Annotated in this window: 14 protein-coding genes, 4 tRNA genes and 2 pseudogenes; 9 read left to right on the top strand and 11 right to left on the bottom strand. The window is 64.3% G+C overall.

Annotated elements, in window-relative coordinates; translation table 11 throughout:
* Positions 1–43 precede the first annotated feature (43 nt).
* From ASD94_RS13215 to ASD94_RS13195, 7 genes and pseudogenes are all read right to left on the bottom strand, one after another.
* A pseudogene (locus ASD94_RS13215) lies at positions 44–291 on the bottom strand (DUF4148 domain-containing protein); the annotation flags it as partial.
* A gap of 1 nt (position 292) precedes the next feature.
* Positions 293–408: pseudogene (locus tag ASD94_RS24305) on the bottom strand (DUF4148 domain-containing protein); the annotation flags it as partial.
* A 90-nt stretch (positions 409–498) separates the two neighbouring features.
* The gene (locus ASD94_RS23285; RefSeq protein WP_082576874.1) at positions 499–756 is read right to left on the bottom strand and encodes a DUF4148 domain-containing protein; all 258 of its coding nucleotides are present in this window, start codon (positions 754–756) and stop codon (positions 499–501) included.
* Positions 753–1,040, bottom strand: a complete 288-nt coding sequence (locus ASD94_RS13210) for a hypothetical protein (RefSeq protein ID WP_056643678.1) — start codon at positions 1,038–1,040, stop codon at positions 753–755. Before ASD94_RS13210 ends, ASD94_RS23285 begins: the two co-directional genes overlap by 4 nt.
* 652 nt (positions 1,041–1,692) lie before the next feature.
* The gene (locus ASD94_RS13205) at positions 1,693–2,235 is read right to left on the bottom strand and encodes a TPM domain-containing protein (protein WP_056643677.1); all 543 of its coding nucleotides are present in this window, start codon (positions 2,233–2,235) and stop codon (positions 1,693–1,695) included.
* Positions 2,235–3,155: a YgcG family protein gene (locus ASD94_RS13200; protein WP_056643675.1), complete on the bottom strand. Its 921-nt coding sequence runs from the start codon at positions 3,153–3,155 to the stop codon at positions 2,235–2,237. Before ASD94_RS13200 ends, ASD94_RS13205 begins: the two co-directional genes overlap by 1 nt.
* A gap of 34 nt (positions 3,156–3,189) precedes the next feature.
* Positions 3,190–3,801, bottom strand: coding sequence for a LemA family protein (locus tag ASD94_RS13195; RefSeq protein WP_369818061.1), 612 nt, complete (start codon positions 3,799–3,801; stop codon positions 3,190–3,192).
* A gap of 210 nt (positions 3,802–4,011) precedes the next feature.
* Between ASD94_RS13195 and ASD94_RS13190 the strand changes: the two genes are divergently transcribed.
* The 3 genes from ASD94_RS13190 to ASD94_RS13180 all read left to right on the top strand — a co-directional run bounded on the left by ASD94_RS13190 (position 4,012) and on the right by ASD94_RS13180 (position 6,090).
* The gene (locus tag ASD94_RS13190) at positions 4,012–4,461 is read left to right on the top strand and encodes a nuclear transport factor 2 family protein (protein ID WP_056643673.1); all 450 of its coding nucleotides are present in this window, start codon (positions 4,012–4,014) and stop codon (positions 4,459–4,461) included.
* A gap of 65 nt (positions 4,462–4,526) precedes the next feature.
* On the top strand, positions 4,527–5,549 hold the full coding sequence (locus ASD94_RS13185) for a YheT family hydrolase (RefSeq protein ID WP_056643671.1): 1,023 nt from the start codon (positions 4,527–4,529) through the stop codon (positions 5,547–5,549).
* Positions 5,542–6,090 (top strand): DUF2946 family protein, encoded by a 549-nt coding sequence (locus tag ASD94_RS13180; RefSeq protein ID WP_056643669.1) that lies wholly within the window; start codon positions 5,542–5,544, stop codon positions 6,088–6,090. The genes ASD94_RS13185 and ASD94_RS13180 overlap by 8 nt, the downstream gene beginning before the upstream one ends.
* Before the next feature lie 136 nt (positions 6,091–6,226).
* Here the strand turns inward: ASD94_RS13180 and ASD94_RS13175 are convergent, their stop codons facing one another.
* The 4 genes from ASD94_RS13175 to ASD94_RS13160 form a co-directional block, all read right to left on the bottom strand.
* Positions 6,227–7,081, bottom strand: coding sequence for a cytochrome c5 family protein (locus ASD94_RS13175; protein WP_056643667.1), 855 nt, complete (start codon positions 7,079–7,081; stop codon positions 6,227–6,229).
* Positions 7,082–7,237: 156 nt separating this feature from the next.
* Positions 7,238–8,671 carry an efflux transporter outer membrane subunit gene (locus ASD94_RS13170; protein ID WP_056643681.1) on the bottom strand — a complete coding sequence of 478 codons (1,434 nt, stop codon included), beginning with the start codon at positions 8,669–8,671 and terminating at the stop codon, positions 7,238–7,240.
* A complete protein-coding gene (locus ASD94_RS13165; RefSeq protein WP_056643665.1) occupies positions 8,664–11,819 on the bottom strand; it encodes an efflux RND transporter permease subunit in 3,156 nt (1,051 codons plus the stop codon). The genes ASD94_RS13170 and ASD94_RS13165 overlap by 8 nt, the downstream gene beginning before the upstream one ends.
* Before the next feature lie 13 nt (positions 11,820–11,832).
* Positions 11,833–13,128 carry an efflux RND transporter periplasmic adaptor subunit gene (locus ASD94_RS13160; RefSeq protein WP_056643663.1) on the bottom strand — a complete coding sequence of 432 codons (1,296 nt, stop codon included), beginning with the start codon at positions 13,126–13,128 and terminating at the stop codon, positions 11,833–11,835.
* Between the two features lie 190 nt (positions 13,129–13,318).
* Between ASD94_RS13160 and ASD94_RS13155 the strand changes: the two genes are divergently transcribed.
* From ASD94_RS13155 to ASD94_RS13130, 6 genes are all read left to right on the top strand, one after another.
* A complete protein-coding gene (locus tag ASD94_RS13155; RefSeq protein WP_056643661.1) occupies positions 13,319–13,975 on the top strand; it encodes a TetR family transcriptional regulator in 657 nt (218 codons plus the stop codon).
* Between the two features lie 70 nt (positions 13,976–14,045).
* Positions 14,046–14,121 (top strand) — tRNA-Arg (locus ASD94_RS13150).
* Between the two features lie 101 nt (positions 14,122–14,222).
* Positions 14,223–14,308 (top strand) — tRNA-Tyr (locus tag ASD94_RS13145).
* A 73-nt stretch (positions 14,309–14,381) separates the two neighbouring features.
* Positions 14,382–14,455 (top strand) — tRNA-Gly (locus ASD94_RS13140).
* Positions 14,456–14,515: 60 nt separating this feature from the next.
* A tRNA-Thr gene (locus ASD94_RS13135) sits at positions 14,516–14,590 on the top strand.
* A gap of 74 nt (positions 14,591–14,664) precedes the next feature.
* Positions 14,665–14,786, top strand: a 122-nt coding sequence (locus ASD94_RS13130; protein ID WP_229827326.1) for a GTP-binding protein, incomplete at its 3' end; no start/stop codon positions are given.

Below are 14,786 nucleotides of genomic sequence, written 5' to 3'. Positions count from 1 at the left end.
CTTCTCACAAAGCCCTCATGCCGTGCGCATGGGGCCTTGGCAATTACATGGCGTTGCCGATTTCGCCTGCGGAGATCTTGCCGGTACGCACAGCTTCAGCAGCCTGGGCACGCACGGCAGCGCGGTCAGCGGTGGACTTGTAAGTCACCACACGCGAACCAGCGGGTTCGATGGAACGGGTCTGGGCCACGGTAGCGGCTTCGGCAGCCACTTCAGCGCGGGTGCGGTTGGTTTCGAACTTGGTGGCGAATTGCGAAGCATCGGCTTCATCAGCCTGGGCACCAAAGGAAGNCGGTTGGTTTCGAACTTGGTGGCGAATTGCGAAGCATCGGCTTCATCAGCCTGGGCACCAAAGGAAGCGAAAGCGGCGACAGCGGCGATAGACAGGAAACGTGCGGTGTTGTTCATGGTGAAACTCCGAAAAATTCAAAAATAAGGGATTGGGGTACTGAGAGATACGGCGCAGCCAGGGCAGCAGATTCAGCCGCCCCTGGTCAATCAGCCGCGCTCACCCGAAGAAATCTGGCCAGTGCGCACAGCTTCAGCAGCCTGGGCACGCACGGCAGCACGGTCAGCCGTGGACTTGTAAGTCACCACACGCGAACCAGCAGGTTCGATCGAGCGGGTCTGGGCCACGGTAGCGGCTTCGGCAGCCACTTCAGCGCGGGTGCGGTTGGTTTCGAACTTGGTGGCGAATTGCGAAGCATCGGCTTCATCAGCCTGGGCACCAAAGGAAGCCCGCCCCTGGTCAATCAGCCGCGCTCACCCGAAGAAATCTGGCCAGTGCGCACAGCTTCAGCAGCCTGGGCACGCACGGCAGCACGGTCAGCCGTGGACTTGTAAGTCACCACACGCGAACCAGCGGGTTCGATGGAACGGGTCTGGGCCACGGTAGCGGCTTCAGCAGCCACTTCAGCGCGGGTGCGGTTGGTTTCGAACTTGGTGGCGAATTGCGAAGCATCGGCTTCRTCRGCCTGGGCACYAAAGGAAGCGAAAGCGGCGACAGCGGCGAYAGACAGGAAACGTGCGGTGTTGTTCATGATGGAAATCCTTGAAGTTAAAGAAGCGGCTCAGAAAAACCGGAGCAAAGCGCCAAAAACAAAGAAAGCTGCTTCNAGACAGGAAACGTGCGGTGTTGTTCATGATGGAAATCCTTGAAGTTAAAGAAGCGGCTCAGAAAAACCGGAGCAAAGCGCCAAAAACAAAGAAAGCTGCTTCAGACCGGGTTCGGTGAGTCGCCTTGCGGGTTCGGCTCATCGATGGGATGAACTGTACGCGGGTGGGGGGCAGAGAAAAACCACCGGGTCGCGAACTAACTGTTCCAGTATTGNACCGGGTTCGGTGAGTCGCCTTGCGGGTTCGGCTCATCGATGGGATGAACTGTACGCGGGTGGGGGGCAGAGAAAAACCACCGGGTCGCGAACTAACTGTTCCAGTATTGGAAACAATAAGGATCCGTTGGAAGCCTGTGCGCCAGTGCAGGCTGACTTGGGTGGGCCTCGACGGGCCTTGATCATGGATTACCCGGGTACGAATTCGGGACGGTCGGTATGCGCTCTATGGGAGGCGGCCTGGGCGGGGAAGAAGGCCCTGGCGCGCGCTCGAGGCGGCAGGGACCCACAAGGCGGGAAGGAGCATGTGGTGTGGGCCTTCTCCGCGCGCAGCAATGGTCTGCGGCCTGCTCAGCGGCGCTCAGTGCACCATCGGTGCGTCAGGCAACTCGTTGATCGATGGGGAGTCCGCGGTGCGTGGAAAGTGCTCTGCCAGCAAGGCGCCCACCGCATCTATGGCCTGCGCCAGACCGTCCTCGTAGCGGCCTTGCTGAAACCGGGCCGACATCTGCTCGGCCATCCTTTGCCAGGTGGCGGGGGGCACATGCCGCGCCAGTCCCCGGTCGGCAACGATCTCGAATGCGTGCTCGGGCATCAGCAGGTAGATCAGTACGCCGTTGTTGTGTTCGGTGTCCCACACACGGTGTTTGCTGAACAGCATGAGCGCGCGTTCACGTGCCTTGGCGTGGCGCCGCAGGTAGCTCCAGGGCAGCCCGCTCTCCACCACGATGCGGATCTGCCCGGTGTGGTGCAACTCGCTGACAGCGACCTGCGCGCCGAGGCGCTGCAGCGTAGGCGCCGGAATGGCGGATCGGCCAAACGCATCGTGCCAGCGGTGGCGGACCAGGCGCGAGATGGCGCGCCATGGGGTGTGCGTTGGTCGGTCGTTGTTCTCCGCATCCATCACCAGTCTCCCGAAGCGCCGCCACCACCAAAATCGCCACCACCGCCTGAGCTGAAGCCACCACCACCACTGCCGCTACCGAAACCGCCGGAACTGCCGCTGCTCCATCCGCCCGAGCCTCTGCCGCCATGCCCCAGGCTGACGGGGCCGCTGCTGCCCCCGAAAAGCCAGGTGTAGAGCAGCGCGATCACGCCCGCGCCGACCGACAGCAACAGGCTGGACGTGAATACGAACGCCAGGGCACCCACACCGCCTCCCACCACCAGCCCGCCCAGGGCCGCGCCCAGGATGCTGCGGGCCAGGGGGCCGCCCACCATCACGCCAAAGAACAGGAAGATGGCAAAGTCGGTCCAGTCAAAAAGGCCATGGCCTGGGCCTTTTGCGGTTGCGGAAGGCGTGGTGGGCGGAGCGGGCAGCGCCTCGCCTGCAATGCGTGCGCCAATTTGGGTGACGGCGGCGGCCAGGCCACCGGCAAAGTCGCCCTGCTGAAAGCGGGGCTTCATGGCGCCGTCGATGATGCGCGCGGCCGCAATGTCGGGGATCGCGCCCTCCAGCGATTTGGCAACCTCGATGCGCATCCGGCGGTCGTTCTTGGCCACCACCACCAGCACGCCATCACCCACTTCGCGGCGGCCGATCTTCCACAAGTTGCCGACGCGGTTGGCGTAGGCGGCGATGTCTTCCGGGGCGGTGGTGGGCACCATCAGTACGACGACTTGCGCGCCATGGGCCCTCTCGAGCGCAGCCAGTTGGCCTTCCAGCGCCTGGGTGTCTGTGGTGGTGAGCGTGCCGCTCTGGTCGATGACGTGGCCGGTGAGGGGTGGCACGACCAGCGGTTGCGCCTGGGCCCAGCCCAGGGTAGGCAAAAATGGTATTAAAAATATAGCTGTCAGTGCATATCTTGTAAGCGCTAGCAGCATATTCGGCTCACATCATCTCGTGTGGATGGGTTGTCTATTGCTTGGGCTTGGAGGCGGAGAAATCCACGGTGGGAGGCGCGGCAATCTGGGCCTCGTTGGCCACGGTGAAGCTGGGCTTGGGCGCGTAGCTGAAGGCCATGGCCGTCAGGTTGGTGGGGAAGCTGCGCGCCAGCACGTTGTACTCCTGCACGGTCTGGATGTAGCGGTTGCGGGCCACGGTGATGCGGTTCTCGGTGCCCTCCAGCGTCACCCGCAGGTCACGAAATCCCTGATTGGCCTGCAGCGTGGGGTAGCGCTCGGACACGACCATCAGGCGCGACAGGGCGCTGGACAGCTCGCCCTGGGCCTGCTGGAACTTGCTGAATGCCTCGGGGTTGTTCAGCGTCTCGGGTGTGACCTGGATCGCCGTGGCCTTGGCGCGGGCCTCGACCACCTTGGTCAGCGTCTCTTGTTCAAAGTTGGCCTCACCCTTGACGGTGGCGACGATGTTGGGCACCAGGTCGGCGCGGCGTTGGTACTGGTTGAGTACCTCGCTCCAGGCGGCCTTGGACTGCTCGTCCAGGCGCTGGAAGTCGTTGTAGCCGCAGCCGCCCAGCGCGAGCGTGGCGGCCAGCAGGGTGAAGAGGGCGAGAAGACGTTGGATCATCATGATGGTGGAGTCCGCCGAGGGGTGGTAAATGGAGCGACTGTGCCAGAAGCAATGGTGCGCCTGCTGTGTGGCGGGCCTGCTGCAGTGGCCGGGGCATCCAGGCGCGTACAAAATCACAGGCCAGCACGGTCATGCGCCGCCACCGCACAATAGCAGGCTGGCGCCGCAGCTGTCACGCCATTCCATCCCACACCTCTTCTGAACACCATGCCCCGCGCCCAATCAAGAGCAGCCACCCTGGGTGGCTCCTCGGATGAAACCGAATCTGCGTTCTACGAAGCGCTGCAGCGCGGCGACATCGACCTGCTGATGTCCTGCTGGGCGGACGATGACGAGATCGTTTGCGTGCACCCAGGCGGTCCGCGTCTGCTGGGGCCCGCCGCCATCCGCGCCGCGTTCGAGGCCATGTTCTCGCACGGCACGTTGCGTGCGCGGCCGGTGCAGGTGCACCGTGTGGTGGCGCTGACGAGTGCGGTGCACAGCGTGGTCGAGCAGGTCGAGGTGATGCTGCCTGATGGACTGCACCAGGCCATGGTGCTGGCCACCAACGTCTATCACAAGACCCCCGAAGGCTGGCGCATGGTGGCCCACCATGCCAGCCCCGGCGTGGCGCCAGATGCCCAGGTGGACGTGGCGCAGCGCCCGGTGCTGCACTAGGGCCCTGGCATGGAGATTTATGACCTTTTTGGCCAGAAGTGCCGTCAGAATATGCGTCAATAGCTATGAAATACATAGCACCAAGATGGCTCCCTGGGGGCCAGTTGCAAACGATCTGGCCCGCACTCTACGCGCGCCGCGCGTTCGGCCCCCGTCCCGAATATCGCCGCGAGCGGTGGGACACGCCTGACGGTGATTTCGTCGATGTGGACTTCCTGCAAGAGGGTGGGAGTGACGCAACAGGCGCCGCCCCCCGGCCGCTGCTGGTGGTGTTTCATGGGCTGGAGGGCTCATCGCGCAGCCACTACTGCGAAGCCTTTGCCGATCTGGCGCGCGAACACGGCTGGGCCTGCGCGCTGCCGCACTTCCGCGGTTGCAGCGGCGAGATCAACCGCGCCCCGCGCGCCTACCACTCGGGCGACCATGCCGAGATCGGCTGGATGCTGGGGCAGCTGCGCGCGCGCCACCAGGGCCCGTTGATGGCGGTGGGGGTGTCGCTGGGTGGCAACGCGTTGCTGCGCTGGGCCGCCGAAGTGGGCACTGACGCAGCGCGCAGCGCCGACGCAGTGGCCGCCGTGTGCTCGCCCATCGACCTGGCGGCGGGCGGCCATGCCATTGGGCGTGGCTTCAACCGGCTGGTGTACACCCGCATGTTCATGCGCACCCTGGTGCCCAAGGCGCTGCAGAAGCTGGCCCAGCACCCAGGGCTGTTTGACCGGGAAGCACTGTTGAAAGCGCAGGACCTGTACGCGTTTGACAACGTTTTCACTGCCCCCGTCCACGGGTTTCGCAATACCGAGGATTACTGGCTGCGGGCGTCGGCCAAGCCGCTGCTGCACCGCATCCGCATTCCGGCGCTGGTGGTGAACGCGCGCAACGACCCCTTCGTGCCTGCCAGCAGCCTGCCGGGCATGCGCGAGGTAGGGCGCCATGTCACGCTGTGGCAGCCACCCCACGGCGGGCATGTGGGGTTCCCGCGCGGGTTGCCACCGGGGCATGTGCGCGCCATGCCCGACGCCGTGGGCGCGTGGCTGGCCGAGCACAGCGGGGCGCCGCACCTGCACGGAGCACAATCGGCCCATGGATGACATCGTCAAACAGGCACTGGCCAAATGGCCCAACGTGCCCGACTGTTATGGCTGGCTGGGGCTGGATACGCGCGGGCACTGGTATTTGCGTGATGACGCTGCGCAGGCGGCAGGGGCTTTTCCGCGCAGCAAAGGCACGCTGCTGCAACACGACAAGTTGCTGGCTTTCATTGCGCGCAACTACGAGCACGACGACCAGGGTCAGTGGTTCTTTCAGAACGGCCCCCAGCGGGTCTACGTGGAGCTGGAGGCTACGCCCTGGGTGTGGCGCCTGCAGCCCCAGGACTTTCGTGCAGCCAGCCACACCGGCCTAGAAGCGTCGGTGCGCCGCTGCCTGCTGGACGAACAGGGCCGTGTGTACCTCGAGACAGACTTGGGACTGGGGTTGGTGCACACGCTCGATGTAGCCATAGCTGCCGAGGCGGTGACAGGCGGGTACTGGACGCCCGAGGACGTGAAGGCGCAGGACCTTCCGGCGCGCTACGGTTATGTGTGCAGTCCGCACGCGCTGTGGCAGGCAGGGAGGCCACCGCAGCCCTGACGCCAGCGGTTGCAGTCCCGAGGCACGGTCGCGCATGGGCGGTAGGGATCTCGGCGCCTTGCTCTGGCCCAACGGGAAGCGGGCACAAAAAAGCCGGTCACGGGGACCGGCTTTCGGGGGGGGGGGTGAGCCGTCCTTACTTGGCGGCGGCTGCCATGAACTCCACAGCCGCGCGCAGGTCGGCGTCAGAGGCTTGTGTGCCGCCACGGGGAGGCATGGCACCTTTGCCCTTGGCGGCGCTGGCGTACAGCGCGTCGATGCCCACTGACAGGCGGGTGGCCCAGGCGGCCTTGTCGCCAAACTTGGGGGCGCCGGCTACGCCTGCAGCATGGCACACCTGGCAAGCCTGTTTGTACAGGGCCTCGCCAGCACCGGCGGAGGCTGCTGCAGGTGCCGGTGCAGCGGGCGCTGCAGCGGCCACGGGGGCAGCAGCAGGCGCTGGGGCAGCAACAGCGGCGGCGGCCGGGGCGGCATCCGCTTGTGCTCCAGCCGCTGCGGGGGCTGCAGGCTCGGCAAACTTGGCACCGCCGGCGTTGGCCATGTAGGCCACGGCGCGGGCGATTTCGGTGTCGTTGAAGTCCCCGCCGCCTTGCGGAGCCATGGCGCCCTTGCCCTTCAGGGCCGACTGCACCAGGGCTTCAAAACCGGTGCCGATGCGCGAAGCCCAGGCGGCCGCATCGCCAAACTTGGGGGCACCCGCCGCGCCGGACGCATGGCAGGCCGAGCACTGGGCCTTGAACACGTCTTCGCCGCTCTTGAGCGGACGGTTGGCATCACGCACCTCGACCATGCCGATCTTCTGGATGCGTTCGGCGATGGCCTTTTCAGGGTTGACCGCGCCGGCAGCGGGCTTGTCCGCCGACGTTACATACAGGACCAAGCCAATGATGGCAAAGATCGGAATCACAAACGAGAAAAGTACCGCGACCAGCAACTGCTTGGGGTTCTTGATCGGGCCGGTATGGGCTTCTTCGTGGTGGTTGTCGCTCATGTCGTCCTCAGGTGTATCGGGGGCTTCGGTGTAATCAACCTTAAATTATATCTGCGGGGATGGTTATTCCCATCCCCGCGCGATGCAGACACCCACGGGTTTGCCCCAAAGAGGGCGCCGCGCCCGAGGGGACTGAGCACCCTCGAAGGCGGGGGCTCAAGAGGGCGTCTGGGCGGTGGTGTCGGGCGCACCGCCCCCCAGTGCCTTGTACAGCGACACCTGGTTTTGCAGCTGTGCCAGTCGCACCTGGACCACCGCCTGTTGGGCGGTGAACAGCGAGCGTTGGGCGTCCAGCAGGTCCAGATAGCTGGCCACGCCGTTGCGGTAGCGCAGGTCGGCCAGTTGCAAACGTGCAGCCTCTGCCTGCGCCTGCTGTTGCTGGGCCTGGGCCTGTTCGCCCAAGGTGGCTTGCCCGGCCAGGGCGTCCGAGACTTCGCGGAAGGCGGTCTGGATGGCCTTCTCGTACTGCGCCACGGCAATCTCCCGGCCGACCCGTGCGCTGTCCAGGTTGGCCTGGTTGCGGCCCGCGTCAAAGATGGGCAGCAGCAGCGACGGCGCGATGGTGAAGCCCCAGGAGCCGTTCTTGAACAGGCCCGAGAGCTCGCCACTGGCCGTGCCCGCCTGCGCCGTCAGCGCGATGCGCGGGAAGAATGCTGCCCGCGCGGCACCGATGTTGGCATTGGCGCCGATCAGTTGCTGCTCTGCCTGGCGGATGTCCGGCCGGCGGGTGAGCAGCTCAGACGGCACGCCGGCGGGCAGCGACGCCATCGCAGGCGCATCGGCCAGCTTGCCCCCGGCCAGGCTGGCCCGGACATCCTGGGGCAGCGCCTGGCCCAGCAGCAAGGCCAGCGCGTTTTCGTCAAGGGCGCGCTGGCGCTGCTGCTGCGCCAGGGTGGCGCGGGCCGCCTGGGTGAGCGACTCTGCCTGGCGGAAGTCGAGTTCGGACGCCACGCCTGCGTCCAGGCGCATCTTGGTCAGGCGCACCGACTCTTCGCGCGAGGCGAGGGTCTGGCGCGACAGGTCCAGCAGCTCCTCGTCGGCCAGCAGGGTCAGCCAGCCGTTGGCCACGGCCGCTACCAGGCTGACCTGGGCGGCGTTGCGGCCTTCTTCCGTGGCGAGGTACTGGGCCAGGGCCTGCTCCTTGAGGCTGGCAATGCGGCCAAAGAAGTCGATCTCCCACGCGGATACGGCCAGGCCTACGCTGAACGAGTTGGTCAGGTTGCCCGTGCCGGTGGCGGGCGCCCGACTGGCATTGGCAGCCAGGCCCACGCCCGGGTACAGGTCTGCCCGGCGCACCTGGTAGGTCGCCCGAGCCTGCTCGATATTCAGCATGGCCACGCGCAGGTCGCGGTTGCTGGCCAGCGCAATGTCGATGAGCTGTTGCAGGCGTGGCTCCGCAAAATAGCTTTGCCAGGGCACGGTGGGGCCCGACTGTGCTGCTGCGCCTGCGGTTGCGGCCGCCCCGCTGGCGTAGGCCGCAGGGACCGGTGCCTGTGGGCGCTCGTAGGTGGGGATGAATGAGCAGCCAGCCAGCAGCGCAGCCGCTGTAGCCGCTGCCAGCGCCATGGAGGTGCTGCGGTGCTTAGTCATGGGTTCCAACTCCTGCTTCTTCTGCATGGCGGCGGTTCATTTCCTGCTGGCGTGCGCTGCCCTTGAACAGGCTGCGCACCACCACAAAGAACACGGGCACAAAGAAAACGGCCAGGGCAGTGCCCGTGACCATGCCACCCAGCACGCCGGTGCCGATGGCCCGCTGGCTGGCCGAGCCTGCGCCCGACGCAATGACCAGCGGCAGTACGCCGAGACCAAAGGCCATCGAGGTCATCACGATGGGGCGGAACCGCAGATGCGCGGCGGCCAGCGCCGACTCGATCACGCCCTTGCCCTGGGCCTGCAGGTCCTTGGCGAACTCGATGATCAGGATGGCGTTTTTCGCCGACAGGCCAATGATGGTGATCAGGCCTACCTGGAAGTACACGTCATTGGCGTAGCCGCGCAGCAACGTGGCCAGCAGCACGCCCAGCACCCCGAGCGGTACCACCAGGATCACGGCCAGGGGGATCGACCAGCTCTCGTACAAGGCGGCCAGGCACAGGAACACGGCCAGGATGGCAAAGCCGTACAGGATGAGGGACTGCGACCCAGCCAGCTTTTCCTCGCGTGACTGGCCTGTCCATTCAAACCCAAAGCCTTGGGGCAACTGGCCCGCGAGCTTCTCCATCTCAGCCATGGCGGCGCCCGTGCTGTAGCCAGGCGCAGGCGATCCAGAGATGCGCATGGCCGGGTAGCCGTTGTAGCGCACGGTTTGCTGTGCACCGGTCACCCAGCGCGTGGTGGCAAAGGCCGACAGCGGCACAGGCTTGCCCTGGCTGTTGGTGGCATTGATGCGCAGCAGGTCATCGGGCTGCATGCGCGCCGGAGCATCTGCTTGCACCACCACCCGCTGCAGGCGGCCCTGGTTCGGAAAGTCGTTCACATAGCTGGAGCCCAGTGCCGTGGACAGCGCGGAGTTGATCGCATCAAAGGGCACGCCCAGCGCGTTGGCCTTGTCCCGGTCGATGTCGATCTGCAGCTGTGGAGCGTCTTCCAGGCCATCGGGGCGCAACTGCGTCAGCACCTTGCTTTGCGATGCCATGCCCAGCAGCTGGTTGCGCGCCTTCACCAGGGCTTCATGCCCCGCACCGCCTCGGTCCTGCAGGCGGAATGTGAAGCCGCTGGCGTTGCCCAGCTCAGGAATGGGCGGCGGGCTCAGGGGGAAGATGAACGCATCGCGGATGCCCATCAGTGCACCAAACGCGCGGTTGGCCACATCCTGCGCCGACTGGCCGGGGCCATGGCGCTCGCTCCAGTCCTTGAGAGTCACGAACGCGAGGGCCGCATTCTGTCCCTGGCCGGAGAAGCTGAAGCCCAGCACACCCACCATGCTCTGCACTTCAGGCTGCTTGAGGATGAAGCCCTCGACCTGCTCCATCACGGCGAGCGTGCGCTCCTGGGTGGCGCCAGGGGGCAATTGCACGTTGACGATGATGTTGCCTTGGTCTTCACTGGGCAGGAACGAGGTGGGCAGGCGCATGTACACCACGGCCACGGCCCCGACGATGGCTGCGTAAATGACCAGGTAGCGAGCGGCGCGCCGGAGAATGCGCGCCACGAAACCTTCGTAGCCTTTGGCGGTGCGCGAAAAACCGCGATTGAACCAGCCAAAAAACCCGGTCTTCTCATGGTGGTGCCCTGCCTCTACGGGCTTGAGCAGCGTGGCGCACAGTGCGGGGGTGAGCGACAGCGCCATGAAGGCCGAGAAGCCTATGGAGGCCACCATCACCGCCGAGAACTGGCGGTAGATGTTGCCGGTGGAGCCTGCGAAAAATGCCAGTGGCACGAACACCGAGATCAGCACCACCGTCACGCCGATGATGGCGCCGGAGATCTGGCGCATGGCCTTGCGCGTGGCTTCCAGTGGCGACAGGCCTTCCTCGCTCATGATGCGTTCGACGTTCTCCACCACCACGATGGCGTCGTCCACCACGATACCGATCACCAGCACCATGCCGAACATCGTCAGCACGTTGATCGAGAAGCCCAGCGCGAGCAGCGTGGCAAACGTGCCCAGCAGCGCAATCGGCACCACGATGGTCGGGATGATGGTGTAGCGCCAGTTCTGCAGAAACAGGAACATCACCAGGAACACCAGCACCACCGCCTCGACCAGTGTTTCTGCGACCTGCTTGATGGAGATGTCCACGAAGCGCGAGCTGTCGTACGGAATGCTCCAGCTCATGCCTTCGGGAAAGTAGCGCGACAGCTCGTCCATCTTGGCACGTACGTCCTTGGCGGCTTCGAGGGCATTGCCGCTGGGCGACAGCTGAACGCCGATACCCACCGCAGGCTTTCCGTTCAGACGTGCGGCGGTGGCATAGGCCTGGCCGCCCAGTTCCACACGCGCCACATCCTTGATGCGCACGGTAGAGCCATCGGTGTTCGCACGCAGCACGATGTTGCCGAACTGCTCGACGCTGGACAGTTGCCCGTTGACCACCACGGTGGCGGCAATGCCCTGGCCCGCGACGTTGGGCAGGTCGCCAATGGTGCCGCTGGCCACCTGGGCGTTTTGGGCGCGGATGGCGGCGGTGATCTCTGCGGCTGACAGGTTGTAGCTCAGCATCTTGGCCGGGTCGATCCAGATGCGCATCGCCCGCTCGGTACCGAACAGCTGCGCCTGGCCAATGCCCTTGAGGCGTTGCAGTTCTGGCACCACGTTGCGCGAGGCATAGTCACCCAGGGCCACGGTGTCGGTGGCCGGGTTGGTGGAGGACAGCATGGTGAACAGCAAGAAGTTGGAGCGTGATTTGTCCACGCGCACGCCCTGCTGCGTCACGGCAGACGGCAGACGCGGCGAAGCGCGCGAGAGCCGGTTCTGCACGTCCACTTGCGCTAGGTCGGCATTGGTGCCGGGCTGGAAGCTCAGCGTGATGCTGCCGGAACCATCGGCTTGGGCCACTGACTCCATGTAGATCAGCCCGGGAGAGCCGTTCATCTCGCGCTCGATCACCGACAGCACGCTGTCTTCGAGGGTTTGTGCCGACGCCCCGGGGTAGGCTGCGTTGATGACGATGGATGGGGGCGCCACTGGCGGGTACTGGGCAATGGGTAGCTGCGTGATGGCCACGCCGCCCATCACCATGATGAACAGCGCAATCACCCACGCAAAGATGGGGCGGTCAATGAAAAATTTGGCCATGCTGGATTGCCCCTTATGGCTTGGATGCGGCCGACGCAGGCGCTGCCGGTGCCTCTGCGTAGGTGGGCGCAGAGGCTGTGGCTGCTGCTGGCGCAGGCGTGCTTGGCGCTTGCCATGGCACGGGTTTGACCGGGGTTCCTGGGGGCAGCATCTGCAGTTTCTGGAATCCGTCCACCATCACCTTTTCACCCGCCTTCAGACCGTCCAGCACCACCCAGCGGTTGTTCTGGGCTGCGTTGATCTTGACGGTGCGTTGCGACACCTTGCCGTCATCGCCGACCACGCTGACGGTATCGCCCTGCTGTGTGCGGGTGACCGCCTGTTGCGGCAAGGTGATGGCGTTGCTGGCTTGGGCCTGTTCAATCCGCACCCGCAGATAGAGCCCGGGCAGCAGTTCACCCTTGGGGTTGGGGACTTCGGCGCGCAGGGTGACTTGGCCGGTTGTTGCGTCCACCGACAGGTCGGTGAACAGCAGTTTCCCGGTTTGCGTGTAATCGGTGCCATCACTGAGCACCAGCTTGACGCTGGCCGCCTGACCGTTGCCCGCGCGCTTGAATTGGCCGCTTTCCATGGCGCGACGCAGCTGGAATACGTCGCTGGCCGATTGGGTGAAGTTCACGTACACCGGGTCGATCTGCTGCACCACTGCCAGTGCAGTAGCTTCGCCCTGGCCGACAAGGGCCCCCTCGGTGACCAGCGCGCGGCCAATGCGGCCGGAAATCGGGGACGTCACGCTGGCGTAGCTGAGGTTGATGTCGGCGGTGCGTACGGCGGCCTTGGCCGCTGCCACATCTGCCTGTGCCTGCTTCTCGGCCGCCTCTGCATTCACAAAGTCCTGCTTGCTGATGGCATTGGCGGCCACCAGGGGCCGGTAGCGCTCCGCTTGCGCGCTGGCCTGTGCGAGGTTGGCCTGTGCTTTGGCCAAGCTGGCGCGCGCGCTCTCAGCGGCGGCGGCGTAAGGAGCGGGATCAATGCGGAACAGCACTTGCCCCGCCTTGACGTCACTGCCTTCCTTGAAGACGCGCTGCTGCAGGATGCCTGCAGCCCGTGCACGCACTTGAGCCACCCGCGACGCTTCGACGCGGCCAGGCAGTTCGGTGACCAGTCCCACGTCGCCGGGGGTGGCGGTGACCACCCCCACTTCTACGGGTGGGGGCTTGGGGCCCCCGGCGCCAGCAGCCTGTCCGTCGGTCTTTCCGCATGCGGACAGGAGCAACACCGCTGCGCTGATGGCAGCCAGCGAAAGCACTCGTCGGGTGGGGGCGGCACGCAAGTGCGGGGTGCCGGATGCGTCACGCAGTTGGGGCATGAGAGTCCTCTGTTGGATGTGCGTCAAAAAGGGAGCGTCAGAAAGAAAATGCGGACGCAGGGCGGCGCACGCAATGTCCCGACAGTTTGATCAGAAATTATACATACAGACATGAATGTATAATTGTTGACTGCTCAAGATGCCCCTAGGCAGCTGTAAGGGCTTTGGAGACTCAACGAGGTATTTGACTATGGCGCGCCGGACAAAAGAAGATGCAATCGCTACCCGTAACGGGTTGATCGATGCTGCCGAGCGGGTGTTTCGGGAAAAGGGCGTGTCTCGGGCCTCTTTGAGCGATATTGCGCAGGCAGCAGGGGCTACCCGGGGGGCGATCTACTGGCACTTTAAAGACAAGGTGGATTTGTTTGGCGCCATGATGGACCGGGTTGCGTTGCCGCTGGAGCAGGGCTTTGCCAGGTTTGAGGACAGTGCCGATGCGGATCCGGTGCAGCGGCTTCGTGCGGTCATGGCGCTGGTGCTGCACAGCGTGGCTTCGGACGAGCACACCCGACGGGTTTTTGAGATTGCTCTGTACAAGGTGGAATACGTGAGCGAGCTGATGGGCTTGCGCGAGCGCCATGTGGCAGCGTCCGAGGGGTTTACGCAGCTGCTGGCGCGCGACTTTGCGCTGGCGGCTAGTTCGCAGGAGGTGGTGCTGCCCATGACGGCCATGGAGGCCGCCATCAGCTTGCATGCATTGTTCGATGGCCTGATCCGCAACTGGATCCTGAATGACGGGGGTTTCGATCTTGTTCGCGTGGGGGGCGCCAGCACCGACGCATTTTTGCTTGGAGTGGGGTTGTCGCTAGGCGACTTGAAGATGCCCGCTGCGTCCTGCGGAGGCTGAGAACCGGGGACTTTTCTTGGTGAGATGCTTGTCGCATGCAATAATGAAAGGCTGTGTTGATCAGAGGTATGCGGCTGTAGCTCAGTGGATAGAGTATTGGCCTCCGAAGCCAAGGGTCGTGGGTTCGATCCCCGCCAGCCGCACCATGATGCATGCAGTCGCAAACGCTGTCCGTGTTTGTGATGGGCGCCAAAAACGCTAATTTTCTGAATGCGCGAAAATTTGGTGCTATAATTCGAAATTCTCCGGAGGGGTGCCCGAGTGGCTAAAGGGGGCAGACTGTAAATCTGTTGGCTTACGCCTACACTGGTTCGAATCCAGTCCCCTCCACCAGTGAGTGAGCAGTGTTGAGAGTGATGCTTGATTTGTGATTGCAAAGTCAAGTTCGCAAAGACCGATGGTCTGCGCGGGAGTAGTTCAATGGTAGAACCCTAGCCTTCCAAGCTAATGACGCGGGTTCGATTCCCGTCTCCCGCTCCATTGTTTGTTGTGCTGGTTTGTTGAGTAGAAATTTTTGGTGCTGCGCAAGCGGTGTCAATTGCCCATGTGGCTCAGTGGTAGAGCACTCCCTTGGTAAGGGAGAGGTCGCGGGTCCGATTCCCGCCATGGGCACCACTTTCTGGTGCGTCCGGTTCTGGTTGCGCCGAGATCCTGTTGTGTTGATATAGATTTTTTTCGGAGTCGGAAAAATGGCAAAAGGAAAGTTCGAGCGGACCAAGCCCCACGTCAACGTGGGCACGATCGGCCACGTGGACCATGGCAAGACGACGCTGACGGCAGCGATTGCCACGGTGCTGTCCGCCAAGTTCGG

Origin of the sequence: Acidovorax sp. Root70 (assembly GCF_001428225.1) — a bacterium.
In the GTDB taxonomy this organism is placed as follows: Bacteria; Pseudomonadota; Gammaproteobacteria; order Burkholderiales; family Burkholderiaceae_C; genus Acidovorax.
Note: the sequence above shows the minus strand (reverse complement) of the source record. Positions and strands in the feature narration are given on the sequence as shown.

Coding starts and splice junctions, on each gene's coding strand:
- ASD94_RS13175 (WP_056643667.1), bottom strand. CDS start 7,081: ATGAGCGACAACCACCACGAAGAAGCCCATACCGGCCCGATCAAGAAC.
- ASD94_RS13185 (WP_056643671.1), top strand. CDS start 4,527: ATGAAATACATAGCACCAAGATGGCTCCCTGGGGGCCAGTTGCAAACG.
- ASD94_RS13190 (WP_056643673.1), top strand. CDS start 4,012: ATGCCCCGCGCCCAATCAAGAGCAGCCACCCTGGGTGGCTCCTCGGAT.
- ASD94_RS13165 (WP_056643665.1), bottom strand. CDS start 11,819: ATGGCCAAATTTTTCATTGACCGCCCCATCTTTGCGTGGGTGATTGCG.
- ASD94_RS13155 (WP_056643661.1), top strand. CDS start 13,319: ATGGCGCGCCGGACAAAAGAAGATGCAATCGCTACCCGTAACGGGTTG.
- ASD94_RS13180 (WP_056643669.1), top strand. CDS start 5,542: ATGGATGACATCGTCAAACAGGCACTGGCCAAATGGCCCAACGTGCCC.
- ASD94_RS13170 (WP_056643681.1), bottom strand. CDS start 8,671: ATGACTAAGCACCGCAGCACCTCCATGGCGCTGGCAGCGGCTACAGCG.
- ASD94_RS13205 (WP_056643677.1), bottom strand. CDS start 2,235: ATGGATGCGGAGAACAACGACCGACCAACGCACACCCCATGGCGCGCC.
- ASD94_RS13160 (WP_056643663.1), bottom strand. CDS start 13,128: ATGCCCCAACTGCGTGACGCATCCGGCACCCCGCACTTGCGTGCCGCC.
- ASD94_RS13200 (WP_056643675.1), bottom strand. CDS start 3,155: ATGCTGCTAGCGCTTACAAGATATGCACTGACAGCTATATTTTTAATA.
- ASD94_RS13195 (WP_369818061.1), bottom strand. CDS start 3,801: ATGATCCAACGTCTTCTCGCCCTCTTCACCCTGCTGGCCGCCACGCTC.